Source organism: Pseudoxanthomonas daejeonensis (assembly GCF_022637495.1).
GTDB classification, from domain to species: domain Bacteria; phylum Pseudomonadota; class Gammaproteobacteria; order Xanthomonadales; family Xanthomonadaceae; genus Pseudoxanthomonas; species Pseudoxanthomonas daejeonensis.
The window spans coordinates 3,045,590-3,069,676 of sequence record NZ_CP093331.1; the positions used below are offsets into that span (position 1 = coordinate 3,045,590).

Genomic DNA, 24,087 nt, shown 5'->3' on the forward strand with positions numbered 1-24,087 from the left:
CCAAAATCCGTTAGCCGCTAGTATGACCATGAGCGCACAGGCAGAGTTCGTTGCAAGGGCGCGAAGCTTGCTTACCCAATTGCAACTAGCGACTAACACGTTCACCACGCGCCAGCTTGGCGCAGGGGCGGTTCACGACTATTTCGAGGAAGTCCGGCAACTCTTAGCTGGTGCATCCCGTGATGTGCTGTTCATCGATCCCTACATCGACGCCACTTTCGTCACGCGTTACCTTCCGCAGATTCCCCAAGGTGTTGGGGTTCGCCTACTGACGGCGGAGCGGCAGGTTGCCGCGCTGCGTCAATCGCTGAACCTATTCCAGGCTCAGCACGGCACCGCTGTAGAACTGCGCGCGTTGCCCGACCGGTCGATGCATGATCGCCATCTAGTCGTCGACGCCCGCGACGTCTACCAGTCCGGCGCTTCGTTCAAAGATGGCGCGAGGAACGCGCCCACGTCGATCAATCAGATCGTAGACGTCGCCGCCGACTTGATTCGCGCACATGAAGCGAATTGGAGCGGTGCGCGCGTGGCCTAGTTCGATTGGTAGGCGGGTACGGCGGGTACGGTGGGTACGGCTTTTCCATATAGCCGATGGACTAGGACAGGTACTTGAAATTGCTTGTCCCCACCAATGCTCTGCCTCTGCTTCTTATAGATTTGGTGGTATAGCCATACCCACCATACCCGCTTAGAGAGAAATGCCTTTATGCACAAACAGTTAAGGCGGGTACGGGGTGGGTATCGGGTGGGTACGGGTCAGCGCTAGGCGGGTACAGCTTTTGACCTTATCCGGTCCTTTCTGCGGCTCCGGCGGCTTCGTTTCAGGACAGGTGCAATTAACTTCGGTGCCTTTAGCCATCCTGTGCCCCGCGCAAAAAAATGCCCCGACGTGAGCCGGGGCGATTCTGGGGCAGTTGGCCGCTATAGGTCGAACACCTGGCGTCCGCTCGTCTTTCGCGGCTGCCGACCCGACTGGCGTAGCCATTTTCCTACCGCGGTTGCCTCCTGCCTGGTGCAGGGGAAGCGCCCAGCGGTCAGCATTAGTTGGCCAATAGTGAGCGACTTGCCTCTCAGCGCGGCGACGGCTTCTTCGAACCACGGCTGCGGCTCAACAGGAACGACGATCTTCGGCCGAAGCGCAGGGCGGCCAGGCTTTCGCTTCGCTAGCGCGATCGCCACGAATAGGGCGTCCGTCGAGACGCCAATGCTTGGCATGACGGCTTTGATCCGTTGGGCACGCTGTGCCGCTTCGATGATTTGAATGTCGTCGATCATGCGGCGGCCACCAGGTGCGCCGACAGCACCCGACTCAGTTCGCTAGCGGGGACTACAGTCCGCCTACCGAATCGCGAGGTTGCGACTTCACCACTTCGAATCAGCTGATACATGGTCGATCGACCGACGGCCAATCGGCGGGCCGCTTCCTCAACGGAGAATGCGATTGCTTCGGGGTGTGTTTCTTTGCGTTCGCGCATGCTGTCTTAGTCCTCTATTTCCGCTCGGAATTAAGCGGACGCGGACAGATTGACGACGACGCCATCGGATGTTCATTGCAGGAATTTCCGCAGCGTTTAAACGCTACAGGAAGGCCAAGCTTGCCAGTTTATCGCGAGCCGCATCCTGCGCCAGGTGGCCGTAGTGCTTGGAGATCATTTCCAGAGACGTACCGGTCAACCGCGCAACCGTGACAGGGTCCAGGCCGCCGATGATTGCATCGGTGATCCATGCATGCCGAAGCGTATACAGCACGACGTCGGACGGTAGTTCAGCCCTGGCCGCTGCCGCCTTGACCTGGGGGGCCCACGCTTGCGGAGTCCAGGCCGCATCACCGTTCGTAAACATCGGTGCACCTGGTAGTTTGGACTTCGCTAAGCGGTCGAAAAGGCTGCGTGCAGGTGGCGACACAGGAACTGTGCGCGCCCCGGTCTTCGTAGTGAACGTGGCAAGCCCGTGCCGTGCGTCCCAATCCTTGCGAAGCATTGCCGCCGGGTCCCCCGGACGGCACCCGGTAAGCGCGACACATTCCGCGAGCGCGCGCAGGTCGCAAGGCATTGCTTCCAGTAGCGCGCGGCGCTGCGCCTTGTCGAGGTAGCGTTCCCGGCGCACGCCGGCGCCCTTGTGCGGCTTTATCGCGCCCCACTCGATAGCGCGATCCTGGGGAATCTCCCGGCGGCTTACGGCGCGATTAAGTGCGGCCTTCAGGGTCGTGAGGTTTCTATTTAGCGTGGCGCGCGAGGGGAGGGCCTTCTTGCGGCCCGTCATCTCTCCGGCCTCCATGCGCAGCGCCCATGCCTCCAGGTGCCGCTGTGTGAGCTTGTCCGCTCGGACCTTTCCAATCGGGTCGGCGTAGACAATGCGGTCGAATCGCTTTCGGGCGTCGACGGCGGCGCGGGTGCGTCCCTCGGCTTCAATGGCGGCGGTGTAGTCCCGACATACGTCGGCTACCGTGACCAGCCGGTCCGCCTGGACGCCTGCGTCGACCGTTTTGCGCCAGCGCCTAGCCTCCCGCTTGGCACTTTCGTAGTCATGTTCCGCGGACGCTGGGCCCAGGGACTGATAGACCTGCTTGCCGTCCTCGGTCCGAAAGCGGGCCACCCAGTTGCCGCCAAGGCTCAGGCGACGGAATCCTACGTATAGCCCGCGCTCTACCGGGGGGCCCCAATAGGGCTCGCGTCGAACCTGAAGGCGATTGCGTACACCGACTTTGTCGATATCTTCGCGGCTCATCGCAAGTTCCGTACGGACTGGGTACGGAAAATGATAACAGCCCCTTGCGGATAATGACAGAGTAAAAACTAGCAAAAACAGTAGCTTAAATGTATGTCAGGGTCCGTCAGAATCCAGAATAATCGCCTTCGGACGGCGGTTCGACTCCGCCCACCTCCACCAATTTGGTCCGCGGCTTCATGCGGATGTTGCTGAAGAACCCGATCCCCCAGGTTGTGGTGGATCGGGTTTTTGTTTTGGGCGCAGCGCGCACCCGCCTGCACTTCATCATCGCCCTTTCACCCTTCCTGCACGACTTCGCGATGAGGCCGCGCCTACGCTTCGGGCTGCTTCCCCGGAGTGTCTGCCATGGGTGCGGAAAGCGCATTCAACACCGTAGCCAAGAAGGCTTCGCATGCGGCCGGGACGCCCTGGGTGTTCTGCCTCGCGCTAGGCGTGGTTCTGGCGTGGGCCATGAGTGGGCCCTTGTTCGGGTTCAACGACACCTGGCAGCTGGTGATCAATACCAGCACGACCATCGTCACCTTCCTGATGGTGTTCCTCATCCAGCACACGCAGAACGCCGATACGGCGGCGCTGCACCTGAAGCTGGACGAACTGATCAGGGCGACCCGCGAAGCGGACAACATCCTGCTCGACATGGAGGAGATGGACGAGCACAAGCTGGAGGCGTTCCGCAGCCAGTACGAGGCGCTTGCCGAGAAGGCGCGGCGCGCGCCGGAGAAGGGGCAGGGTGGCTCGCCTTGCCGGGATGACGCCTGACGGCACCTTGGCCAAGTTGCTGCATCCCGGGCCGGGCGGTGCCCAGGGAGCAAAAAAAGGGCCGGGAACGCCCGGCCCTGTCTGCATCCGCTTCGGCTTCGAGTCAGGGGAAGGAGGCGACGAGCTCCAGCTCGCCGTCGTCGTTCTCGGCTTCGATGCGGGTGGGAATGAAGCGCAGGCCGGCGCGCGAATCGGCGATGACCCGGGCGATCTGCATGGCCTGGTCACGTTCCAGGAACCAGAACGAGGGTTCGCCGTTGTCGATCAAGCGCCAGCCGCCGTGGGATCCGACCAGCTGGAGGGTGCTGTCATCCATTGGGGCTGCTCCACGGGAAGAGGGTCCCCGGCCCGGCATCCTGCCGGCGACCTTGTCCATTGCAGAGCGGTTCCGTTGCTGGCGGTGCAAGCCGTTCTGCCGGGGCAACGACAGGATGCCTTCCCAGGATGCCCATGCGCAGTCGGGATACTTCCCGATTTCGTGTAGGACTTTTCCTACCCGCCCGCTGGAGGGGGGCTAGGGACGTCGGACCGACCGGTCAGGCGTTCTTGTTGTGGCGGCGCATGGTCCGCTGCTTCTCGCGCTGCCAGTCGCGCTCCTTGGCGGTATCGCGCTTGTCGTGCTCCTGCTTGCCCTTGGCCAGGGCGATCTCCAGCTTGACCTTGTTCCCGCTCCAGTACATCGCGGTCGGCACCATGGTGTAGCCGTCGCGCTGGACGCCACCGATCAGCTTGTCGATCTCGTGGCGGTGCAGCAGCAACTTGCGGGTCCGACGATCGTTGGCGATGACGTGGGTGGAGGCCTGGATAAGCGGGGTGATCTGGGCGCCGATCAGGTAGATCTCGCCGTCCTGCACGTAGGCGTAGCCGTCGGTGAGGTTGGCGCGGCCGGCGCGGATGGATTTCACCTCCCAGCCCTGCAGCGCCAGTCCGGCCTCGAACCTGTCGATGAGGTGGTATTCGTGGCGCGCGCGCTTGTTCAGCGCGATGGTGCGCTGGGCGGGCGCGGCCTTGGCTTTGGCCTTTGCCTTATCATGGGCCGGATTCTTGCTCATTCCACCATTGTCGCCGAATTCCGGCGTCCGCAGACGCACCAAGCATGCCCAGCATCCAACGCAGCGCCCTGGTCGGCCATTCCGCCGCCCGCATGTTCGACCTGGTCAACGACGTGGCGGCCTATCCGCGCCGGTTCGCCTGGTGCGAGCAGGCGCAGGTGCTGGAACAGGATGAGGGGCGGATGCTGGCGCGCCTGGACCTGGGCCTGGGTTCGCTGAGCACGTGGTTCACCACCGAGAACCGGCTCGAACGGCCGCACCGGATCGACATGCAGCTTCGCGATGGGCCGTTCCGCAAGTTGCACGGCGTGTGGAACTTCCACGTGCTGGACGAATCGTCCTGCAAAGTGACGCTGACACTGGAATTCGAGCCGCATTCGCGGCTGCTCGGGCCGGTGTTCACGCTCGGCTTCCAGGGCCTGGCCGACCGCATGGTCGACGATTTCGTGCGCGTGGCCGACAACGGCGGGTGACAGCGATGCTGCGCGTGCAGGTGGTGCTGGCCTGGCCGCACCGGTTCGTGCAACTCGACCTGCGGCTCGAGCCGGGCGCCACGGTCGCTGATGCGATCAGGCAGGCAGGCCTGGACCATGAACCCGGCGTGGCGGGCCATGCGGTGTTCGGGGTGGCGGTGGAACCGGCCACGCTGCTGCGCGACGGTGACCGCCTGGAGCTGCTCAGGCCCTTGCAGGCCGATCCGAAGGAGGCGCGGCGCCGGCGCGCACAGCGCCAGCGCGAAGGCTGATCCGGCTCAGCGCCGGCCCTTCTTGTCCTTGTCCCTGGCCAGGTTCGGGCCGAACTGGCGATAGGCCTTCTGCGACAGCTCCAGGTCCTGCTCGGGGAAGTAATCGCCATCCCAGCGGACTAGCGTGTCGTTTTCGAAATAGAGCGTCAGCGTCTTCGATTCGACCGTGCCGCGACGGTTGGTGCGTTCGGTTGCGGCGTAGTCCCAGCGCTGCGCATGGAACGGATCGGCCACCGAGGGCGTGCCAAGCAGGGCCGCGACCTGCTGCTTGCTCAGTCCGGGCTTGAGCTGGTCGACCGCTTCCTTCTCCATCAGGTTGCCCTGGTAGATCGGCTGCTTGTAGAGCACGCCGCAGCCGGCGACGGCGAGCGAAAGGGGAGCGATCAGCAACAGGCGACGGAAGCTTGGCATTGCGGGCACGCGGGACGGAAAGTGGGCCGATGATACACTCCCGGCGCGCCTGGAGGCCGTCGTACGGCGGCTGGCGGTAAACCGGCAGTGAATGGCCGGAAGAACGGAGAGAGGTCATGGAATCGAACGATCTGCGCCGCGTCGGTCTGAAGGTGACCCACCCGCGCATGCGCATCCTCGAACTGCTGGAGGAGAAGCAGCCCCAGCACCACCTCACCGCCGAGGACCTCTATCGCCGCCTGCTCGAGCATGGCGACGAGATCGGCCTGGCGACCGTGTACCGGGTGCTGACCCAGTTCGAGGCCGCTGGCCTGGTGATCAAGCACAACTTCGAGGGCGGCCAGGCGATGTACGAACTGGATCGCGGTGGCCACCACGACCACATGCTCGACCTGGACACCGGCAAGATCATCGAGTTCGAAAGCGCCGAGATCGAGAAGCTGCAGCGCGAGATCGCTGCCAAGCACGGCTATGAACTGGAAGAACACTCGCTGGTGCTCTACGTGCGCAAGAAGCGCCGCTGAATCCAGGCGGCGGCGTCACCGCGGGGTGAGTTCAGCGCGAGCGGGTGCCTGACCGGCGCGCCGGACGGACCGACTCCTCGGCTTCGACGGCGTCCGCTTCGGCCGCGATGGCTTCGTCCAGCAGCCGGCGTGCGGCTGCATGGGCCTCCGGGCCGATTTCGACGCCACCGAGCATCCGTGCCAGTTCGGCCTCGCGGCCGCCGTCGTCGAGCAGTTCCACGGCGCTGCGGGTGATGCCTTCCACCGGGGCCTTGCTGACCCGGTAATGCGCGTGGCCCTGCGCGGCGACCTGGGGCAGGTGGGTCACGCACAGCACCTGGCGCGCGCGACCGAGCGCGCGCAGCTTGCGGCCGACAATCTCGGCTACGGCGCCGCCGATGCCCGAATCGACTTCATCGAAGACCATCGTCGGCACGGCATCCGAACCGAGCGCGGCGACCTCGATCGCCAGCGAGATGCGGGACAGTTCGCCGCCCGAGGCGACCTTGCGCAGCGGCCGCGGCGGTTGGCCGGCGTTGGCGGCAACGAGGAACTCCACGCGTTCGGCGCCGTTCGGATCCGGTCGCGCGCCGTCTCCCGGTTCCAGTTCGACCAGGAAGCGGCCGCCACCCATGCCCAGTTCGGCGATCAGCGCGGTGGTGGCCGTCGCCAGGGCCTGGCCGGCGCTGCGTCGGGTACCGGTAAGGGTAGCTGCTGAGTTACGCCAGGCGGCAGACGCGGCGGCGATCTCGCTGTCGAGCCGATCCAGGCGCTCGCCGGCGCCGCGCAGTACGGCAAGTTCGGCGGCCACGCCATCGCGGTAAGCCGCCAGCTCGGCCGGGGCGAGGCGGTGCTTGCGGGCCAGGTCGTGGATGCGGCCCAGGCGACGCTCGAGCTGCTCGAAACGCGCCGGGTCCACTTCCAGGTCGTCGCGGATGCGTCCGACCAGGGCGAGCGCTTCCTCGACCTGCACGCCGGCGCCTTCGAGCAGGGTGTCGGCTTCGGCCAGGCGCGGCTCGTGCTCGGCGGCACGGGCCAGGGCGGCGCGGGTCTGCTGCAGCTGGCGGGCGAGCGATGGCGAGTCCTCGCCGCCCAGGCGGACCAGCGCGTCGTCGCAGGCCTCGATCAGGCCCGAAGCGTGCGCGTGCCGGCGGTGCGCCAGGTCGAGTGCCTCCAGCGCGGCGGGCTCCAGGTCCTCGCGCTCCAGTTCGGCCAGCTGGTGCTCCAGCCAGCCGATCCGGTCGGAGACGTCGCCCTGGGCCTGCAGGTGTTCGCGTTCGGCCAGCAGCGCCTGCCAGGCGGCCGCAGTCGCCTGCACCGCGGCGCGCTCGGCCTCGTTGCGGGCATGGGCGTCGAGCAGGGCCAGCTGGCTGGCCCGCGAAAGCAGGGACTGGTGCTCGTGCTGGCCATGGATCTCGACCAGCAGGCCGGCCAGCTCGGTGAGCTGGGCCAGGGTGACGGGGCGGCCGTTGATCCAGGCGCGCGAACCGCCGTCGGCGCGGATGATCCGCCGCAGCTGGCACTGGCCGTCCTCGTCCAGTTCGTTGCCGCGCAACCAGTCGCGCGCGAGCGCATTGCCGGTAAGGTCGAAGTCGGCCGACAGTTCGGCGCGTTCGCTGCCGTGGCGGACCACGCCGCTGTCGGCCCGCAGCCCGGAGAGGAAGCCCAGCGCATCCACCAGCAGCGATTTGCCCGCGCCGGTTTCCCCGGAGATCACGGTCATCCCGGGGCCGAATTCCAGTTCGGTGGCGCGGACGACGGCGAAATCCTTGAGGGCGAGGTGGCTGAGCATGTCGGCATTGTAGAGGCGGGCACGGGCCTTCCGCAGGCCGGGGCAGCCTGCGGCCCGGCGGTCGCGTGGGCTGAGACGCGCCGTGACCGGACCGCCGCATGGGTGATGTTCCGCTTGCGGGCCGGTCGCCGCTGGGGCTATCTATCCGCCATGAATCCCAACCCGCCACCGGCCCTTCCGCTCGACCCGCGCGCGCGCCAGCTGCTGCGCACCCTGATCGGGCGCTACATCCGCGACGGCGAGCCGGTGGGATCGCAGACCCTGGCCCGCCATGCCGGCCTGGATGTCAGCCCGGCCACGATCCGCAACATCCTGGCCGACCTGGAGGACAGCGGCCTGCTGAGCTCGCCGCATACCTCGGCCGGGCGGGTGCCGACCGTGCAGGGCTACCGGGTGTTCGTGGACAGCCTGCTGCAGGTCAAGTCGCTGGGCGAACGCGAGATGGCCCGGCTGCGGGCCGAGCTCACCGCGGGGGCGGGGGGCACCCAGGCGCTGCTGGGCAATGCCTCCGAGCTGCTTTCGGCGATGACCCATTTCGTCGGCGTGGTCGGCGCGCCGCGGCGCGGGCAGTTCGCTTTCCGCCAGATCGATTTCGTCGCGCTGGGCGGGCGCAGGATCCTGGCCATCGTGGTGTTCGCCGACGGCGAGGTGCAGAACCGGGTGGTCGAGCCGCAGCGCACCTTCGAACCGGCCGAGTTGGAAAAGGTCGCCAACTACCTCAACACCCATTGCGCCGGCCGGCCGCTGGCCCAGATCCGCGCGACCCTGCTGCACGAGCTGCGCCAGGCCCGCGACGAGATGGAGCTGCTGCTCGCCCAGTCGGTCGAGCTGGCCGAACAGGCACTGGAGCCGCCCGGCGACGACATGGTCCTGGCCGGGCAGACCCGGCTGATGGGCCTGCAGGACCTGTCCGACGTGGAGCGCCTGCGCGAGCTGTTCGAGGCCTTCGCCCGCAAGCGCGAGATCCTGCAGTTGCTCGAGCGCACCCAGCGCGCGCCGGGGGTACGCATCTTCATCGGCGAGGAAACCGGACTGGCCCCGCTGGACGGGGTCTCGCTGGTGACCGCGCCGTACGGCGCCGGCGGCCAGGTGCTGGGCGTGCTGGGTGTGATCGGCCCGACCCGGATGGCCTATGACCGGGTGATTCCGGTGGTCCAGGCGGCTGCCGACGTGCTCGGCGCGGCGCTGCAGTCGTCTGGCGAACGCCCGGCGACTTGAATCCGGTCGGCGGTCGAATCGGCTCCGCGACTTGAATCGCTCCACCCCGGCCCCCATACGGGCCGGATGGGCGGCCGGGAGCGCCGCCACGGAGCCGATTGCATGACCCAGAACGACATCCCCTCCGCCGCCGGTGCGGACGACGAAGCCACCCTCGAGCTGCAGCTGCGCGACGAGATCGAAGCCCTGAAGGGCGAGATCGAACAGCTGCGCGCCGACTCGCTGCGCGAGCGCGCCGACCTGGAAAACCAGCGCAAGCGGGTAGCGCGCGATGTCGAGCAGGCCCGCCGCTTCGCCAACGAGCGCCTGCTCGGCGAACTGCTGCCGGTGTTCGACAGCCTCGATGCCGGCCTGGCGGCCGCGGTCGACCAGAGCGGCCCGCTCAAGGACGGAATGGAGCTGACCTACCGCCAGCTGCTCAAGGTCGCCGCCGACAACGGCCTGTCGGTGGTCGATCCGGCCGGCCAGCCGTTCAATCCCGAGCACCACCAGGCCATCAGCCAGGCCGATCCGGGCGCCGCCGCGCCGGGCAGCGTGCTGCAGGTCTTCCAGAAGGGCTACATGCTCAACGACCGCCTGCTGCGTCCGGCGCTGGTCGTGGTGGCCCGGCACGACTGAACTGGTCTCATCCATGCCGCGACGCCCTCTTGAACGGCGCCGGCGCGGCCCTATCTAGCGAGCAAGGCCACGGTTTCACCGGCCATTCCATTCCGAGGGAGCACCACACAATGAGCAAGATCATCGGCATCGACCTGGGCACGACCAACTCGTGCGTCGCGATCATGGACGGCGGCAAGGCCCGCGTGATCGAGAACGTGGAAGGCGACCGCACCACGCCTTCGATCGTGGCCTACACCAAGGACGGCGAAGTCCTGGTCGGCGCGCCTGCCAAGCGCCAGGCGGTCACCAATCCGAAGAACACCTTCTACGCGGTGAAGCGCCTGATCGGCCGCAAGTTCACCGACGCCGAAGTGAAGAAGGACCTGGACCTGGTGCCCTACGGCATCCTCGCCCACGACAACGGCGACGCCTGGGTGCAGACCAGCGACGGCCGCAAGATGGCCCCGCAGGAAATCTCCGCCAAGGTGCTGGAGAAGATGAAGAAGACCGCCGAGGCCTTCCTGGGCGAGCCCGTCACCGAGGCGGTCATCACCGTGCCGGCGTACTTCAACGACAGCCAGCGCCAGGCGACCAAGGACGCCGGCCGCGTCGCCGGCCTTGACGTCAAGCGCATCATCAACGAGCCGACCGCCGCGGCCCTGGCCTACGGCCTGGACAAGGACGACAACCGCGATCGCAAGATCGTCGTCTACGACCTGGGCGGCGGCACCTTCGACGTGTCGATCATCGAGATCGCCAACATCGACGGCGAGAAGCAGTTCGAGGTGCTGGCCACCAACGGCGACACTTTCCTCGGTGGTGAGGACTTCGACGCGCGCGTCATCGACTACCTGGTCGAGGAATTCCAGAAGGACCAGGGCATCGACCTGCGCAAGGACCCGCTGGCCCTGCAGCGGCTGAAGGATGCGGCCGAGCGCGCCAAGATCGAGCTGTCAAGCGCGCAGCAGACCGAGGTCAACCTGCCGTACGTGACCGCCGACGCCTCCGGTCCCAAGCACCTGACCATCAAGCTGACCCGGGCCAAGCTCGAGGCGCTGGTCGATGACCTGGTGAAGAAGACCATCGAACCGTGCCGCACCGCGCTGAAGGACGCCGGCCTGCGCGCCAGCGACATCGGCGAAGTGATCCTGGTCGGTGGCCAGACCCGCATGCCGAAGGTGCAGGCGGCGGTGACCGAGTTCTTCGGCAAGGAACCGCGCAAGGACGTCAATCCCGATGAGGCCGTGGCGCTGGGCGCCGCGATCCAGGGCGGCGTGCTGGGTGGCGACGTCAAGGACGTGCTGCTGCTGGACGTGACCCCGCTGAGCCTGGGCATCGAGACCCTGGGTGGCGTGTTCACCAAGATCATCGAGAAGAACACCACGATCCCGACCAAGGCCTCGCAGACCTTCTCCACCGCCGAGGACAACCAGTCCGCGGTGACGGTGCACGTGCTGCAGGGCGAGCGCGAGCAGGCCCGCTTCAACAAGTCGCTGGCCAAGTTCGACCTGACCGGGATCGATTCGGCGCCGCGCGGCATGCCGCAGGTGGAGGTGTCGTTCGACATCGACGCCAACGGCATCCTGCATGTGTCGGCCAAGGACAAGAAGACCAACAAGGAACAGAAGGTCGAGATCAAGGCCGGCTCGGGTTTGTCCGAGGACGAGATCGCGCGGATGGTGGCCGATGCCGAAGCCAACCGCGAGGAAGACAAGAAGTTCCACGAGCTGGTGCAGGCACGCAACCAGGCCGACGGCCTGATCCATGCCACCCGCAGTGCCATCACCGAGCACGGCGCCAAGGTGCCGGGCGACGTGATCGGCCGCGTGGAGGGCGCCATCGCCGAGCTGGAGACCGCACTCAAGGGCGACGACAAGGGCCAGATCGAGGCCAAGTCCAAGGCCCTGGAAGAGGCCGGGCAGTCGCTGTACGCGGCGGCTGCAGCGCAGGGCGGGGCCGAAGGCGATGCCGGTGGCGCCGCTTCCGGTGGCGCGCAGGATGATGTCGTCGATGCCGAGTTCACCGAGGTCAAGGACGACGAGAAGAAGTAAGCCGCGTGCGGCGTAGCGCCGCCGGTGGTCATGCAGCCCGCGCCTTCGCATGGCGCGGGCTGTCTCGTAAGTCAGACACGGAATCCCGATGAGCAAGCGCGACTACTACGAAGTGCTGGGCGTGGCCCGCAACGCCAGCGACGAAGAACTGAAGAAGGCCTATCGCCGTTGCGCGATGAAGCACCACCCGGACCGCAATCCGGGTGACTCCGCCTCAGAAGCGGCGTTCAAGGAGTGCAAGGAGGCCTACGAAGTGCTGTCCGACGGTGGCAAGCGCCGCGCCTACGACGCGCATGGGCATGCCGCGTTCGAGCACGGCATGGGCGGCGGTGGCGCCGGCCCAGGCCCGGACATGGGCGACATCTTCGGCGACATCTTCGGGACCATCTTCGGCGGCGCCGGCGGTGGCCGCGCTGCGCGTCGCGGCGCCGACATCGGCTACGTGATGGAGCTGGACCTGGAAGAGGCGGTGGCCGGGGCCGAGAAGCGCATCGAGATCCCGACGTTGGCCGGGTGCACGACCTGCACCGGCACTGGCTCGGAAGACGGCAAGGTCGAGGGCTGCAATACCTGCCACGGCCGCGGCCAGGTGCGGTTCCAGCGCGGCATCTTCACCATGCAGCAGGCCTGCCCGGAGTGCGGTGGCCGTGGCCAGGTCGTGCGCAACCCGTGCAAGGACTGCCATGGCGCGGGCAGGATCGAGGACGAGAAGGTCCTGTCGGTGAAGATCCCCGCGGGCGTGGACAACGGCGACCGCATCCGCCTGTCCGGCGAGGGCGAGGCCGGTCCGCCGGGCACGCCGCCGGGCGACCTGTACGTGGAAGTGCGCGTGCGCGAGCACGACATCTTCCGCCGCGACGGCGACGACCTGCATTGCGACGTGCCGATCCGGATCTCGCAGGCCGCGCTTGGCGACACGGTCAACGTACCCACGCTGGAAGGCGAAGCGGAAATCCGCATCCCGGCCGAGACCCAGGCCGGCAAGGTATTCCGCCTGCGCGGCAAGGGCGTCAAGTCGGTGCGCAGCCGCAGCCCCGGCGATCTTTACTGCCGCGTCGTGGTCGAGACGCCGATCAACCTCACCGCCGAGCAGCGCGAGCTGCTGGAGCGGTTCGAGGCGACGTTCATCGGCGAGGAAGGACGCAGGCATTCGCCGCGCTCGGCCACGTTCCTCGACGGGGTCAAGTCGTTCTTCGGCCGGATCACTTCACCGTAAGCAGTCGCGCACCTGCGTCTGGCCGCGCAGGTGCGCCATGGAACACCGACTCCGGCATCGGGCGCCTGCATCGAAGTGCAAGTAACCCGGTGTGATCAGCCTCAACCGTTGCAGCTGAAACGCTGCGCGCCGCCCGCGAGGCGACGCGCTAGCATGCGTGGCCCGGAATCACGGTCGATCGAATGAGCGAGGCGCTCGAAAGCCACCTGGTCCACGAACGTCGCAACCGGCCTTCCGGATCGTTGCCGGTCGACCTGGTGTCGGTGCAGTCGCAACTGGCCTATGGCCACGCGGGCAACAGCGCGGCGGTGCCGGTGTTGCGCATGCTCGGCGTGCGCGTGGTGGAAGTGCCGACCACGCTGCTCAGCAATACCCCCTTCTACGCGACCTTGCGCGGGCGGGTGCTGCCCGCCGAATGGCTGGCCGACGTCCTGCAGGGCCTGGACGATCGCGGCGTCAGCACCCGCGCGCGGATGGTCGTTTCGGGCTATTTCGGCAGCGTCGCCAACGGCGAAGCCTTTGCCGGCTGGCTCGAGCGCCTGCACCACGGAGGCGTGGCGCCGCGTTACCTGCTCGATCCGGTCATCGGCGACACACATACCGGCGCCTACGTCGAGCCGGGACTGGAGTCCGTATTCGCCACGCGGCTGCTGCCGCTGGCGTGGATGGTCACGCCCAACGCCTTCGAACTGGAGCGGCTTGCCGGCCAACCGGCCTTGCACGAAGCCGACGCGGTGCAAGCGGCCCGCACCTTGCTATCGCGTGGCCCGCAGTGGGTACTCGCGCACAGCGTGGAAGGCGGGGATGGAGCGCTGGTCACGCTGCTGGTGGGGCGTGAGCGCGCCTGGCGCATGACCTCGCCGCGCCTGGACGTGGACGTGGCGGGCACCGGCGACGTGCTGTCGGCCCTGCTGGCGACGTTCCTGCTTCGCGGCGAGCCACCGCAACGAGCTGCCGAGCGTGCGCTGGCCGGCGTGCATGCCACGCTGGAATCGACCCTCCTCCATGGCTGGGAGGAGCTCGACGTGCTCGCCGCTCCGGCGGCGGCGCTGGCGGAAGGGCCAGCGCGTTTCCCGGCGGTGCCGCTTTGACTTCGACGATCTTTACCCCCGGAGCGCAAGCAGGCGGGGCGCCGGTAATCGGCCTGGTCGGCAGCGCCGGCGCTTATGGGCGCTGGCTGCGCCGGTTCTTCGAGGAGCGCATGGGCCTGCGGGTGCTGGGCCACGATCCAGCCGATGCGGGCAGCGATCCACCGTCGCTGCTGGTCGAAGAGGCGGAGGTGCTGGTCTTCGCCGCGCCGATCCGGCACACGCCCGGGCTGATCGCCGATTACGTCGCGCGTTCGGCGGGTCGCGAGCGGGGTCGCCTGTGGCTGGACATCACCTCGCTCAAGCAGGCGCCGGTGGCGGCGATGCTCGAGTCCCAGGCCGAGGTGGTGGGCCTGCACCCGATGACCGCACCCTTGAAGACGCCTACCTTGAAGGGCCGCGTGGTGGTGGTCTGCGAAGCGCGGCTGGATGCCTGGCGGCCGTGGCTGCAGCACTTGCTTGAAGCGTTGCAGGGCGAGTACGTGCGCAGCACCCCTGCCCACCATGACCGGGTCATGGCGCTGGTGCAGGCCATGGTCCATGCCGCGCACCTGGGGCAGGCCGGCGTGCTGCGAAGTTTCGCTGCCGAACTCGGCGGACCGGCGCAGCTGATGCCATACCGCTCCATCGGCTTCGAGATGGATGCGGCGGTGACCGCGCGGATCCTGTCGCTGAACCCGGAAATCTACGAGGACATCCAGTTCGGCAATCCGCACACCGGCGAAATGCTGGAGCGGTTGGCTACCGAGATCGCCCGCCTGCGCACCCTGGTCGGTCGCGGCGATGAGCCGGCGCGCGCCGAGTTCCGCGAACACTTCCTGAGCCGCAACCTGGAGGCCTGGGGCGATGGCGCCGCTGCCGACGGCAGTTACACCTTCGAGCGCGTCGGCTACCTGCTGGCCGACCTGACCGAGACGCGGCGGCTGAGCGTGCACCTGCCCGAGGATCGCCCGGGTTCGCTGCGGGCGCTGCTGCACGTGTTCGAGGCGCATGGCATCAGCCTGTCCTCGATCCACTCCTCGCGGACGCCGGCAGGCGAAGTCCATTTCCGGATCGGATTCGATTCCGGCGCCGATGTCGCCTCGCTGCGCGCAGCCGCCGCGGAGATCGACCAGTCAGGCCTGGGACGCGTGCTGGAGCGCCCCTGACGCGTCGCAGGATCAGTCCGCGGTCAGTATCAGGGTGCCATCGGCATTGGCGAAGCGATCGTCCCGGCGTTGCAGTCGTTGGCCGTCCGCCAGTTCGTAGCGCAGCGACGGCTGGCCATCGGGCCCTCCGTGCTCGTCGTGGAATTCGATGATGATGTAGGGATTGCCGTCGCTGGCGGTGGCGGGGAACTGGCGGAAGGACATGCTGGCCTCCTGGGCTGTCGACGGACGCGACCGGTCCGGCACCGATTATTCGCGCCGCGCCTTAAGCAGCCGTTGCCGCACCGTGAATGTTGTGTAGGCACGCCGGAAGCAGCGTGCTTGGGCCCAGCCCGGGCCGACCCGGTACAATGCCCTCCATGACTACCACCTATACCCTGTCCCGTCGCGCCCAGGCGCTTACCAGCTCGGCCATCCGCGAGATCCTCAAGGTCACCGAGCGCCCCGAGGTCATCTCCTTTGCCGGCGGCCTGCCGTCCCCGGCGACCTTCCCGGTCGAGCGCATGCGCGAGGCCACCGAAAAGGTCCTGCGCGAGGCGCCCCAGGCCGCCCTGCAGTACGGCCCGACCGAGGGCTTCACGCCGCTGCGCGAGTGGATCGCCGCGCGCCTGAGCCATGGCGGCGCGGTGGTTCCGGCTTCCCGCGTGCTGATCACCACCGGTTCGCAGCAGGGCCTGGACCTGCTGGGCAAGGTGCTGATCGACGAGGGCAGCAAGGTGCTGGTCGAGACACCGAGCTACCTCGGCGCGTTGCAGGCGTTCTCGCTGTTCTCGCCGGACTTCGCTTCGCTGCCGAGCGACGAGCAGGGCATCGTCACCGACGGCCTGTCGGTCGAACAGCTGGCCGGCGCGCGCTTCCTGTACTGCCTGCCCAATTTCCAGAACCCGACCGGCCGGCGCATGCCGCTGGAGCGGCGCAAGGCGCTGGTCGCGCTGGCGAACGCGGCCGGCGTGCCGCTGGTCGAGGACGATCCGTACGGCGAGCTGTCCTACGGTGGCGAGGCGCTGCCGAGCCTGCTGTCGATGAACCCGGACGGCGTGATCTACATGGGATCGTTCTCCAAGGTGCTGGCGCCGGGCCTGCGCCTGGGCTATGTCGTGGCGCCGGAGCCGGTGTTCGGCAAGATGGTCCAGGCCAAGCAGGCCGCCGACCTGCACACCCCGTCGTTCTCGCAGCGCATCGTGTACGAAGCGGTGCAGGACGGCTTCCTCGACGCGCACATTCCGTCGATCCGCACGCTCTACGGGCAGCAGTGCGAACGCATGCTGGCCGCGCTGGAGCGCGAGTTCCCGGAGCAGGTGAGCTGGAACCGGCCCGATGGCGGCATGTTCATCTGGGTCGACCTGCCCGAGGGCGTGGACAGTGGCGCTTTGCTGGCCAAGGCGATCGAGCGCAACGTGGCCTTCGTGCCGGGCGCGCCGTTCTATGCCGTCAATCCGAAGAAGAACAGCCTGCGCCTGTCGTTCGTGACCGTACCCGGCGAGAAGATCGACGCCGGCGTGAAGATCCTCGGCGAACTGCTGAAGGCCGAGATCGCCGCGCTGCCGGCGGCCGCCTGAGGTAGCGGGACGCGCGTTGATGGCATCGCGCGCCCCCTGCCGGATCGATGCCGTGCTGGTGGGCCGGGCCGTGGATTACACCCGGCCCGGCAGCCGCAGTGCGATCGACAAGCATCCACTGGCGGGCCCGGTCGGAGTCGGCCTCGAAGGCCTGGCCGGGGACGAGCAGGGCGACCGCCGCGTGCATGGCGGGCCCGACAAGGCCATCCATCATTACCCGCGCGACCACTACGCGACCTGGCAGGGCGAGGTGGGCGCACACCCGCTGCTGATGGCGCCTGGCGCCTTCGGCGAGAACATCAGCACCACCGGCATCACCGAAGCGGACGTGTGCCTGGGCGATCGCCTGCGGCTGGGCACGGCCCTGGTGGAGGTCTCGCAGGCACGGCAGCCGTGCTGGAAGCTGTCCGACCGTTTCGGCATCGCCGACATGGCGCGGCGCGTGCAGGACACCGGTCGCTGTGGCTGGTACTACCGGGTACTCGAGCCGGGGATCGTGCAGGCCAGTGACGTGCTGGCCCTGGTCGAACGGCCGCACGTGGACTGGGCGCTGCCGCGCCTGTCCGAACTGCTGTACCGGCGCACGCTGGATCGCGACGAGTTGCGTGGCGCATTGGCGCTGCCGCTGGTGCCGTCATGGAGACGGCTGTTCGAGCGCCGGCTGGAGCAGGGCGACACCGAGAGCTGGGAGTCGCGTCTGCACGGTCCCGGAGCCTCGCCCTAGGCTTCGACTCAGGCCGGCGATGGTGATGCGGTCTGATTCGCGTTGGGATCCCACGCCGACGATGGCGTGTTGCGCACATCCGGTCCACGCGGTCCGGGCGGGCGTGATCAGGCCGGGCGGCTGTAGTTCGCCAGGCGCCTCGCCAGCTCGTCCGGTGGCAGCCCGGGTGCGAACAGGAAGCCCTGGCCAACCGGCACGCCCAGTTCGAGCAGGAAGCGGCGTTGCGATTCCTGCTCCACGCCTTCGGCGACCAGGCCCAGGCCCAGGCTGCGGGCGATCGCGCTGACCGCCTCGCACACGGCGACGTCGGAGCGGTTCTCCGGCACGCCCTCCACGAACAGCTGGCTGAGCTTCAGTCCGTGGATCGGTAGCCGGCGCAGGTAGTTCAGCGCGCTGTAGCCTTCGCCGAAATCGTCGATGGTGAGCATCACGCCCATCCGCCGCAGCTCGGCGAAGGTGCGCAGGGTGGCGGGTGCGTCCTCGATCAGCACGCGCTCGGTGAACTCCAGTTCCAGCGCCGAGCCGGGCAGGTCGAACTCGCGCAGCGTCTCGGCGACCTTCACCGCCAGGTCTTCGGCGACGAACTGCCGATAGGACACGTTGACCGCCACGCGGATGATGCCCAGGCCCTGTTCCTGCCATTCGCGCACCTGGCGGCAGGCCGCGCGCAGCACCCAGTCGCCGATGCGGACGATGTCGCCGGTGGTCTCGGCGTGGCTGATGAACAGGTCCGGGCGCAGTTCGCCCAGCTGGTGGCTCTGCCAGCGGATCAGCGCTTCGGCGGCGACGATCCTGCCCTGGCGCAGGTCCACCTGCGGCTGGTAGACCAGGCGGAACTCGGCGTTGTCGAGCGCGCGCCGCAGCTGGGTCTCGATCTGCAGGCGGTCCTGCTGCTTCTGCGCCAGGTCCGGGGTGAACACCTGCCAGCCGTTGCGGCTGCGGCGCTTGCAGTCGTACATGGCGATGTCGGCACTCTGGATCAGCTGCTGCGGCCGCGTACCGTCGGCTGGTGCATAGGCGATGCCGATGCTTGCGCCGACCATGAACTCGTCTTCGCCGAACATGAAGGGCCGGGTGAGGGCCTGCAGGATCTTGTCGGCCAGCTGCGGGGCCTGCTCCGGCTCGCTGCCGTCGCACAGCACCAGGAATTCGTCGCCGCCGAAGCGTGCGAGCAGTCCCTCGGTGCCGATCGCGTGCGCGATGCGCTGGCCGGTGCGGACCAGCAGGTCGTCGCCGGCGGCGTGGCCGAGCACGTCATTGACGGTCTTGAAGCGGTCCAGGTCGATATACAGCACCGCCACCGCGCAGTGCGCCGGTTCGCGCAGCCGTTCGTCGAGTTCGCCCAGGATCGCGTCGCGGTTGAGGATGCCGGTAAGCGGATCGGTGCGCGCCTGGATGCGCAGCGTTTCCTCGGCCTGCTTGCGTTCGGTGATGTCCTGCAGCGTGCCGGCGATGCGCGGCGACACGTGGTTGCCCGGCTCGACCTCGCCGATCATGCGGATCCAGAACGCGTGGCCGTCGCCACGCTGGCCCTGCAGCTCCAGGTCGAAGCCGGTGCGCTGGGCGAACACGCGCTCGAGCGCGGCTTCCAGCCGGATGCGGTCGCCGCTGCGCATCCGCGCCAGCAGGTCGTCCATCGCATGCGAGCCCGGGGCCAGGTCGACGATGCGCATGGCCTCGCCGGTGAGGTACATGCGCTGGCGGCCACGGTCCCATTCCCAGCCGCCGATGTGGGCCAGCGACTGGGCGCGGTCGAACAGGGTGCTGTCGCGCTTGAGGTCGGTGATGTCGCTGAACAGCACGAACACGTGGTCGGCCTCGTCGCGGCCGGACGAGAACACCGGGACCGTGGTCGCCGAGATCCAGACCATGCGGTCGCTGGCCAGGTTGTGCAGGCCGATCACCGTGCTGGGGATGATCTGCCCGCTGCGCAGCGAGCGCTGCGCCGGCCACTGGTCTGCCGGCAGCACCCGGCCATGCTCGTCCAGGATGGTCCATTCCTGCGTAGGTGCGCGCAGGTCCGTTTCCAGCCCGGGGCCGAGGATCCGGTGCGCGGCCGGGTTGGCCGACAGCAGGTGGAACTGGCGGTCCAGCAGCAGCACGCCCTTGTCGATGGACTCCATCAGCAGGCGGTAGCGCGATTCGGCCTGCCAGCGGCCGCTTAGGTCGCGGGCGACGGCGACGATGCAGCGGCGCCCGGCATGCTCGAACCCGGCCGAATGCACCTCGACCGGGAAGCGGCTGCCGTCGCCGCGCATGTTGGTGACCTCGATCACGTAGGTCTCGCCGCGGTTGATCGTTTCCCAGACCGGCTTGAGGTGGTCCGGCGGCAGGTCCGGATTCAACGTCTCGATCGGCTGGCCGATGATCTCCTCGCGCGACCGGTGGTAGGCGCGGATGCCGGCCTTGTTGAGGTCCAGGACGATGCCGGTCTCGCTGAGCACGCTGACCGGGTCGGGGACCGCGTCGAACAGGGCGTGATAGCGCACGCGCGCCGACTCGCCTTCGGCGAGGGCGTGGCTGAGCGCGTCATGGGCCTGCTGCAGGAGCAGGCGGGTGCCGTGGGGCAGGGCGCGGTCGTGCAGGGCAGGTTCCTGCAGTGCCGGCTCTCGTAGCGCACGTTCCAGTGCGGCCAAAACCGCTTCCGGATCCGCCAGCGAAGCGGACTCGGAGACGGCCTGGCCGGCGGCGCTCATGCGGCCGCCAGCGCCCGTCCGACCTTGCTGCCGGTCGGCCGGCCCAGCTTCGCAGCCAGCCAGCGGCCGGTCTCGGCCAGAGCGTCCAGGTCGATGCCGGTATCGATGCCCATGCCCTGCAGCATATACACCAGGTCCTCGCTGGCAAGGTTGCCGCTGGCGCCGCGGGCGTAAGGGCAGCCGCCGGTGCCGGCCACCGCCGCATCGGCCACGCGAACGCCGGCCTCGATGCAGGTGGCGACGTTGGCCAGGGCCTGGCCGTAGGTGTCGTGGAAATGGACCGCCAGCGCGGCCATCGGGACCTCATCGGCCACTGCCAGCAGCATCCGGCGCGCCTTGAGCGGGGTACCCACGCCGATCGTGTCGCCCAGCGAGATCTCGTAGCAGCCCAGGTCGTGCAGGCGGTGCGCGACCCGGACCACGTCGGCCAGCGGCACGTCTCCCTGGTACGGGCAGCCGAGCACGGTGGAGACGTAGCCGCGCACGCGCACCCCATCTGCGCGCGCGCGCGCCAGCACGGGCGCGAAACGTTCGATCGACTGGTCGATCGAGGCATTGGTGTTCCGGAGGTTGAAGGCCTCCGAGGCGGCGGTGAATACCGCCACCTCGTCGGCACCGGCAGAGCGGGCGCGGTCGTAGCCCTGTTCGTTGGGTACCAGTACCGGATAGGACACGCCGTCGCGACGCCGGATGCCGGCCATCACCTCGGCCGCATCGGCCAGCTGCGGCACCCACTTGGGGCTGACGAAACTGGTTGCCTCGATGCTGCGCAGGCCGGTGGCCGAGAGCCGGTCGACCAGTTCGATCTTGTCGGCGGTGTCGACCATCGCCGATTCGTTCTGCAGCCCGTCGCGCGGGCCTACCTCGATGATGCGGACGAATTCGCTCATGCCTGCTCCGCGGCGGCGGCCACGGTGGCAGCCACGACCGCGAGGACCGCATCGGCCTCGACGAAGTCGCCGGTGGCCGCGCGCAGCTCGGTGACCACGCCATCGCGTGGCGCCCTGACGGTCAACTCCATCTTCATGGCTTCCATCACCAGCAGTTCGCTCCCCGCGAGTACGGCCTGGCCCGCGCTGGCCTTGACCAGCACCACGCGGCCAGGCATCGGCGCCAGCACGCGACCATCGCCGCCGCTGTCGCCCGATCCCTCGCCACGCTCCGCCGGCAGCAGCCGCAGCGGCAGTCGCCGATGGCCGTCGTGCAGCTCCAGCGTATCCCCGTCGAAGCGCGCCGCCAGGCGCCGACCCTGTCCGTCGATACGCAGGTCCAGGCTTCCATCGGCCAGGCGTGCGCCGGAGATTGCGTGGGTCGCGCCGTCCACCACGATCGTCCAGTCACCGCCATGCCCGGTGGCGCTGGCGTCGTGGACCTGGCCGGCGACCTGCAGCCGCAGGCGGCGGGCGGCGCGGCCCTGCAGGCGCCAGCCGTCGCCGAGGTGCCAGGGCGAATAGGGGTCGCCGCTGCCGCCGGCTTCGCGGCTCGCATCCGCTTGTGCGCGCAGCAGGGACGCCGCGCATGCCGCCGCCAGCAGGTCCGCGGGGGCGGGGTCGGTGCGGTCGAGGAACTCGTCCAGGTGCCGGTCGAGGTAGCCGGTGTCGATCCGGCCTTCGACCACGGCCGGATGACGCGCCAGCACCTCGAGGAAAGCAAGGTTGGTCTTGGGGCCGGCAACGTGGCAGGCGGCCAGCGATTCGCGCAGCAGCGCCAGCGCGCCGGGTCGGTCCGCCGCATGGACGATCAGCTTGGCGATCATGGGGTCGTAGAACACGGTGACCGTGTCGCCCGCTTCCACGCCCGCGTCGATGCGGACCTGCGGCGAAGGCGGCGGCAGTTGCAACGCGCGCAGGGTGCCGGAGGCGGGGAGGAAGCCCGACTCGGGATCCTCCGCGTACAGCCGCACCTCGATGGCATGGCCGTTCCGGGGCACCTGCGGCTGCTGCAAAGGCAGTGGTTCGCCGGAGGCCACGCGCAGCTGCCATTCGACCAGGTCCAGCCCGGTGACCATCTCGGTGACCGGATGCTCGACCTGCAGCCGGGTATTGATCTCCATGAAATAGAACGCGCCGTCCGGATCGACGATGAACTCGACCGTGCCGGCGTTGACGTAATCGATGGTGCGCGCGGCGGCGACCGCGGCTTCCCCCATCGCCTGGCGCAGTTCATCGGTCAGGAACGGCGAGGGCGATTCCTCGAGCACCTTCTGGTAGCGGCGCTGCGCCGAACATTCGCGTTCGTTGAGGTGGATCACCTGGCCGTGCGTGTCGCCGAACACCTGGATCTCGATGTGCCGTGGTGACGACACATAGCGTTCCAGCAGGACGCGGTCGCGGCCGAAGGCGTTGCGCGCCTCGCGCTGGCAGCTCTCCAGTGCCGGCGCGAAGTCTTCCAGCCTGTGGACCACGCGCATGCCCTTGCCACCACCGCCGTGGGCCGCCTTGACCATCAGCGGGAAACCGGTCCGCGCGGCTTCGCGGGAGAGCGTGGCCAGCGACTGGTCCTCGCCGTTGTAGCCGGGTACCACCGGTACGCCGGCCTGGGCCATCAGCTGCTTGGCACCGGCCTTGCTGCCCATGCGCCGCATCGATGCGGCGTGCGGCCCGATGAACACCAGGCCGGCGGCGGCGACCGCTTCGGCGAAGTCCGCGTTCTCGGACAGGAAGCCATAGCCCGGATGGATCGCCTGCGCGCCGCTGCGCCGCGCCGCCTCGATCACCGCGTCGCCGCGCAGGTAGCTGTCGGCCGGCGCCGGACCGCCGATGCAGTGCGCTTCATCGGCCAGGCGCACGTGCAGCGCGCCGGCATCGGCCTCCGAGTACACCGCAACGCTGGCGATGCCCAGCCGGCGACAGGAGCGGATGATGCGGCAGGCGATTTCGCCTCGGTTGGCGATCAGTATTTTTTCGAACATGCGGGTCTGCGACGGCTCGGTGGGGTGCCTGCCCGTTCCGGCCGGCGGCAAGCGGATTCGATGGGAGTGGTTGCGTGGCCGGGCCTGGCCGTCATTCCTCTGGAAGCCAGCGCGGCGCGCGCTTCTCGAGGAAGGCGCCGATGCCTTCCTGGCCTTCAGGCGACACGCGCAGGCGCGCGATCAGTGAAGCGTTGGCGCGATCGCGGACGACCGGATCAGCGGGCAGCATGGCCTCGCGCACCAGCACCTTGGCCGCGGCCGCGGCCCGCGGCGCGGCGCGGCAGAGCAGGGCGACCTGTTGGGCGACCGCGTCGTCCAGCGCATCGGCCGGCACGACCCGGTGCAGCAGGCCGACCTGCAGGGCGATATCGGCGTCGAAGGTCTCGGCGGTGGCGAACCAGCGCCGCGCCTGGCGCGGGCCGATCGCCGCGATCACGTACGGCGAGATCACCGCCGGCAGCAGCCCCAGCCGGCTTTCGGTGAGGCCGAAACGCGCCTGCGGCGTGCCGATGGCGATGTCGCAGCAGGCGACCAGTCCCACGCCGCCGCCGAAGGCCGGTCCCTGGACCCGGGCGATGGTCGGCAGCGGCAACTCGTCCAGGGTGCGCATCAGGCGGGCGAGGGCGAGGGCATCGTCGCGGTTCTCGTCCTCGCTGGCGGCGGCCATCCCGCGCATCCACTGCAGGTCGGCGCCGGCGGAGAACGAGGCGCCTTCGCCCTCCAGCACCACGACCCGGACCGCGTCATCGTTGGCGGTGGCCTGCAGCGCCGAGGTCAGCGCGGCGATCAGGGCCGGGTCGAAGGCGTTGTGCAGTTGCGGCCGGTTCAGGCGCAGGCGCAGCACGGGGCCTGCGCGTTCGATCAGCAGCGGTTCCGCCATC

At 68.4% G+C, this 24,087-nt stretch carries 25 protein-coding genes; 13 read left to right on the top strand and 12 right to left on the bottom strand.

Annotated features, from left to right (window positions below):
- Positions 1-28 precede the first annotated feature (28 nt).
- On the top strand, positions 29-538 hold the full coding sequence (locus tag MNQ95_RS13670) for a hypothetical protein (RefSeq protein WP_241953194.1): 510 nt from the start codon (positions 29-31) through the stop codon (positions 536-538).
- 386 nt (positions 539-924) lie between these two features.
- On the opposite strand, the gene MNQ95_RS13675 is transcribed toward MNQ95_RS13670, so the two are convergent.
- The 3 genes from MNQ95_RS13675 to MNQ95_RS13680 all read right to left on the bottom strand — a co-directional run bounded on the left by MNQ95_RS13675 (position 925) and on the right by MNQ95_RS13680 (position 2,730).
- A complete protein-coding gene (locus MNQ95_RS13675; protein ID WP_241953195.1) occupies positions 925-1,278 on the bottom strand; it encodes a hypothetical protein in 354 nt (117 codons plus the stop codon).
- Positions 1,275-1,478 (bottom strand): helix-turn-helix domain-containing protein, encoded by a 204-nt coding sequence (locus MNQ95_RS15895; RefSeq protein WP_425605673.1) that lies wholly within the window; start codon positions 1,476-1,478, stop codon positions 1,275-1,277. Before MNQ95_RS15895 ends, MNQ95_RS13675 begins: the two co-directional genes overlap by 4 nt.
- Before the next feature lie 103 nt (positions 1,479-1,581).
- Positions 1,582-2,730 (bottom strand): tyrosine-type recombinase/integrase, encoded by a 1,149-nt coding sequence (locus MNQ95_RS13680; RefSeq protein ID WP_241953196.1) that lies wholly within the window; start codon positions 2,728-2,730, stop codon positions 1,582-1,584.
- Between the two features lie 348 nt (positions 2,731-3,078).
- On the opposite strand from MNQ95_RS13680, the gene MNQ95_RS13685 reads away from it, so the two are divergent.
- Positions 3,079-3,492: a low affinity iron permease family protein gene (locus MNQ95_RS13685; protein WP_162408854.1), complete on the top strand. Its 414-nt coding sequence runs from the start codon at positions 3,079-3,081 to the stop codon at positions 3,490-3,492.
- Positions 3,493-3,595: 103 nt separating this feature from the next.
- On the opposite strand, the gene MNQ95_RS13690 is transcribed toward MNQ95_RS13685, so the two are convergent.
- Both MNQ95_RS13690 and smpB read right to left on the bottom strand, forming a co-directional pair.
- Positions 3,596-3,808, bottom strand: coding sequence for a hypothetical protein (locus MNQ95_RS13690; protein ID WP_162408856.1), 213 nt, complete (start codon positions 3,806-3,808; stop codon positions 3,596-3,598).
- A gap of 220 nt (positions 3,809-4,028) precedes the next feature.
- The gene (smpB, locus tag MNQ95_RS13695) at positions 4,029-4,544 is read right to left on the bottom strand and encodes an SsrA-binding protein SmpB (RefSeq protein ID WP_162408858.1); all 516 of its coding nucleotides are present in this window, start codon (positions 4,542-4,544) and stop codon (positions 4,029-4,031) included.
- Between the two features lie 44 nt (positions 4,545-4,588).
- On the opposite strand from smpB, the gene MNQ95_RS13700 reads away from it, so the two are divergent.
- Together MNQ95_RS13700 and MNQ95_RS13705 are read left to right on the top strand one after the other, a co-directional pair.
- Positions 4,589-5,017 (top strand): type II toxin-antitoxin system RatA family toxin, encoded by a 429-nt coding sequence (locus MNQ95_RS13700; RefSeq protein WP_162408860.1) that lies wholly within the window; start codon positions 4,589-4,591, stop codon positions 5,015-5,017.
- Complete coding sequence (locus MNQ95_RS13705) at positions 5,014-5,289, top strand: RnfH family protein (protein WP_162408862.1); 276 nt, start codon at positions 5,014-5,016, stop codon at positions 5,287-5,289. Before MNQ95_RS13700 ends, MNQ95_RS13705 begins: the two co-directional genes overlap by 4 nt.
- A 6-nt stretch (positions 5,290-5,295) precedes the next feature.
- Here the strand turns inward: MNQ95_RS13705 and MNQ95_RS13710 are convergent, their stop codons facing one another.
- The gene (locus MNQ95_RS13710; RefSeq protein WP_162408864.1) at positions 5,296-5,700 is read right to left on the bottom strand and encodes an outer membrane protein assembly factor BamE; all 405 of its coding nucleotides are present in this window, start codon (positions 5,698-5,700) and stop codon (positions 5,296-5,298) included.
- Positions 5,701-5,816: 116 nt separating this feature from the next.
- Between MNQ95_RS13710 and fur the strand changes: the two genes are divergently transcribed.
- Entirely contained in the window at positions 5,817-6,224 is a 408-nt protein-coding gene (gene fur, locus MNQ95_RS13715) for a ferric iron uptake transcriptional regulator (RefSeq protein WP_162408866.1), read from the top strand.
- A 31-nt stretch (positions 6,225-6,255) separates the two neighbouring features.
- Here the strand turns inward: fur and recN are convergent, their stop codons facing one another.
- Positions 6,256-7,995 carry a DNA repair protein RecN gene (gene recN / locus MNQ95_RS13720; protein WP_241953197.1) on the bottom strand — a complete coding sequence of 580 codons (1,740 nt, stop codon included), beginning with the start codon at positions 7,993-7,995 and terminating at the stop codon, positions 6,256-6,258.
- Between the two features lie 150 nt (positions 7,996-8,145).
- On the opposite strand from recN, the gene hrcA reads away from it, so the two are divergent.
- The 6 genes from hrcA (at position 8,146) to MNQ95_RS13750 (ending at position 15,316) form a co-directional block, all read left to right on the top strand.
- Entirely contained in the window at positions 8,146-9,213 is a 1,068-nt protein-coding gene (gene hrcA, locus MNQ95_RS13725; protein ID WP_162408870.1) for a heat-inducible transcriptional repressor HrcA, read from the top strand.
- A 102-nt stretch (positions 9,214-9,315) separates the two neighbouring features.
- Positions 9,316-9,831 (top strand): nucleotide exchange factor GrpE, encoded by a 516-nt coding sequence (grpE, locus tag MNQ95_RS13730; protein WP_162408872.1) that lies wholly within the window; start codon positions 9,316-9,318, stop codon positions 9,829-9,831.
- A gap of 110 nt (positions 9,832-9,941) precedes the next feature.
- Entirely contained in the window at positions 9,942-11,864 is a 1,923-nt protein-coding gene (dnaK, locus tag MNQ95_RS13735) for a molecular chaperone DnaK (protein ID WP_241953198.1), read from the top strand.
- 88 nt (positions 11,865-11,952) lie between these two features.
- Entirely contained in the window at positions 11,953-13,080 is a 1,128-nt protein-coding gene (gene dnaJ, locus MNQ95_RS13740) for a molecular chaperone DnaJ (protein WP_162408876.1), read from the top strand.
- 182 nt (positions 13,081-13,262) lie between these two features.
- A complete protein-coding gene (gene pdxY, locus MNQ95_RS13745; RefSeq protein WP_162408878.1) occupies positions 13,263-14,171 on the top strand; it encodes a pyridoxal kinase in 909 nt (302 codons plus the stop codon).
- On the top strand, positions 14,168-15,316 hold the full coding sequence (locus tag MNQ95_RS13750; protein WP_238390273.1) for a prephenate dehydrogenase: 1,149 nt from the start codon (positions 14,168-14,170) through the stop codon (positions 15,314-15,316). The genes pdxY and MNQ95_RS13750 overlap by 4 nt, the downstream gene beginning before the upstream one ends.
- A gap of 12 nt (positions 15,317-15,328) precedes the next feature.
- On the opposite strand, the gene MNQ95_RS13755 is transcribed toward MNQ95_RS13750, so the two are convergent.
- Positions 15,329-15,520 (bottom strand): hypothetical protein, encoded by a 192-nt coding sequence (locus MNQ95_RS13755; protein WP_162408880.1) that lies wholly within the window; start codon positions 15,518-15,520, stop codon positions 15,329-15,331.
- A gap of 155 nt (positions 15,521-15,675) precedes the next feature.
- On the opposite strand from MNQ95_RS13755, the gene MNQ95_RS13760 reads away from it, so the two are divergent.
- Positions 15,676-16,875: an aminotransferase-like domain-containing protein gene (locus MNQ95_RS13760; protein WP_425501309.1), complete on the top strand. Its 1,200-nt coding sequence runs from the start codon at positions 15,676-15,678 to the stop codon at positions 16,873-16,875.
- Between the two features lie 19 nt (positions 16,876-16,894).
- Positions 16,895-17,599 carry an MOSC domain-containing protein gene (locus MNQ95_RS13765; protein WP_241953199.1) on the top strand — a complete coding sequence of 235 codons (705 nt, stop codon included), beginning with the start codon at positions 16,895-16,897 and terminating at the stop codon, positions 17,597-17,599.
- A 107-nt stretch (positions 17,600-17,706) separates the two neighbouring features.
- On the opposite strand, the gene MNQ95_RS13770 is transcribed toward MNQ95_RS13765, so the two are convergent.
- The 4 genes from MNQ95_RS13770 to MNQ95_RS13785 all read right to left on the bottom strand — a co-directional run bounded on the left by MNQ95_RS13770 (position 17,707) and on the right by MNQ95_RS13785 (position 24,086).
- Positions 17,707-20,295 carry a sensor domain-containing protein gene (locus MNQ95_RS13770; protein WP_241953200.1) on the bottom strand — a complete coding sequence of 863 codons (2,589 nt, stop codon included), beginning with the start codon at positions 20,293-20,295 and terminating at the stop codon, positions 17,707-17,709.
- A complete protein-coding gene (locus tag MNQ95_RS13775) occupies positions 20,292-21,185 on the bottom strand; it encodes a hydroxymethylglutaryl-CoA lyase (RefSeq protein WP_241953201.1) in 894 nt (297 codons plus the stop codon). The genes MNQ95_RS13770 and MNQ95_RS13775 overlap by 4 nt, the downstream gene beginning before the upstream one ends.
- Positions 21,182-23,206: an acetyl/propionyl/methylcrotonyl-CoA carboxylase subunit alpha gene (locus MNQ95_RS13780; RefSeq protein ID WP_241953202.1), complete on the bottom strand. Its 2,025-nt coding sequence runs from the start codon at positions 23,204-23,206 to the stop codon at positions 21,182-21,184. The genes MNQ95_RS13775 and MNQ95_RS13780 overlap by 4 nt, the downstream gene beginning before the upstream one ends.
- Positions 23,207-23,297: 91 nt before the next feature.
- Positions 23,298-24,086 (bottom strand): enoyl-CoA hydratase-related protein, encoded by a 789-nt coding sequence (locus tag MNQ95_RS13785; protein WP_241953203.1) that lies wholly within the window; start codon positions 24,084-24,086, stop codon positions 23,298-23,300.
- Between the last annotated feature and the right edge of the window lies 1 nt (position 24,087).

Excerpts from the sequence above, each read along its gene's own strand:
- MNQ95_RS13670 (WP_241953194.1), top strand. The coding sequence starts at position 29 with ATGAGCGCACAGGCAGAGTTCGTTGCAAGGGCGCGAAGCTTGCTTACC.
- MNQ95_RS13675 (WP_241953195.1), bottom strand. The coding sequence starts at position 1,278 with ATGATCGACGACATTCAAATCATCGAAGCGGCACAGCGTGCCCAACGG.
- MNQ95_RS15895 (WP_425605673.1), bottom strand. The coding sequence starts at position 1,478 with ATGCGCGAACGCAAAGAAACACACCCCGAAGCAATCGCATTCTCCGTT.
- MNQ95_RS13680 (WP_241953196.1), bottom strand. The coding sequence starts at position 2,730 with ATGAGCCGCGAAGATATCGACAAAGTCGGTGTACGCAATCGCCTTCAG.
- MNQ95_RS13685 (WP_162408854.1), top strand. The coding sequence starts at position 3,079 with ATGGGTGCGGAAAGCGCATTCAACACCGTAGCCAAGAAGGCTTCGCAT.
- MNQ95_RS13690 (WP_162408856.1), bottom strand. The coding sequence starts at position 3,808 with ATGGATGACAGCACCCTCCAGCTGGTCGGATCCCACGGCGGCTGGCGC.
- smpB (WP_162408858.1), bottom strand. The coding sequence starts at position 4,544 with ATGAGCAAGAATCCGGCCCATGATAAGGCAAAGGCCAAAGCCAAGGCC.
- MNQ95_RS13700 (WP_162408860.1), top strand. The coding sequence starts at position 4,589 with ATGCCCAGCATCCAACGCAGCGCCCTGGTCGGCCATTCCGCCGCCCGC.
- MNQ95_RS13710 (WP_162408864.1), bottom strand. The coding sequence starts at position 5,700 with ATGCCAAGCTTCCGTCGCCTGTTGCTGATCGCTCCCCTTTCGCTCGCC.
- fur (WP_162408866.1), top strand. The coding sequence starts at position 5,817 with ATGGAATCGAACGATCTGCGCCGCGTCGGTCTGAAGGTGACCCACCCG.
- recN (WP_241953197.1), bottom strand. The coding sequence starts at position 7,995 with ATGCTCAGCCACCTCGCCCTCAAGGATTTCGCCGTCGTCCGCGCCACC.
- hrcA (WP_162408870.1), top strand. The coding sequence starts at position 8,146 with ATGAATCCCAACCCGCCACCGGCCCTTCCGCTCGACCCGCGCGCGCGC.
- grpE (WP_162408872.1), top strand. The coding sequence starts at position 9,316 with ATGACCCAGAACGACATCCCCTCCGCCGCCGGTGCGGACGACGAAGCC.
- dnaK (WP_241953198.1), top strand. The coding sequence starts at position 9,942 with ATGAGCAAGATCATCGGCATCGACCTGGGCACGACCAACTCGTGCGTC.
- dnaJ (WP_162408876.1), top strand. The coding sequence starts at position 11,953 with ATGAGCAAGCGCGACTACTACGAAGTGCTGGGCGTGGCCCGCAACGCC.
- pdxY (WP_162408878.1), top strand. The coding sequence starts at position 13,263 with ATGAGCGAGGCGCTCGAAAGCCACCTGGTCCACGAACGTCGCAACCGG.
- MNQ95_RS13755 (WP_162408880.1), bottom strand. The coding sequence starts at position 15,520 with ATGTCCTTCCGCCAGTTCCCCGCCACCGCCAGCGACGGCAATCCCTAC.
- MNQ95_RS13760 (WP_425501309.1), top strand. The coding sequence starts at position 15,676 with ATGACTACCACCTATACCCTGTCCCGTCGCGCCCAGGCGCTTACCAGC.
- MNQ95_RS13765 (WP_241953199.1), top strand. The coding sequence starts at position 16,895 with ATGGCATCGCGCGCCCCCTGCCGGATCGATGCCGTGCTGGTGGGCCGG.
- MNQ95_RS13770 (WP_241953200.1), bottom strand. The coding sequence starts at position 20,295 with ATGAGCGCCGCCGGCCAGGCCGTCTCCGAGTCCGCTTCGCTGGCGGAT.
- MNQ95_RS13775 (WP_241953201.1), bottom strand. The coding sequence starts at position 21,185 with ATGAGCGAATTCGTCCGCATCATCGAGGTAGGCCCGCGCGACGGGCTG.
- MNQ95_RS13780 (WP_241953202.1), bottom strand. The coding sequence starts at position 23,206 with ATGTTCGAAAAAATACTGATCGCCAACCGAGGCGAAATCGCCTGCCGC.
- MNQ95_RS13785 (WP_241953203.1), bottom strand. The coding sequence starts at position 24,086 with ATGGCGGAACCGCTGCTGATCGAACGCGCAGGCCCCGTGCTGCGCCTG.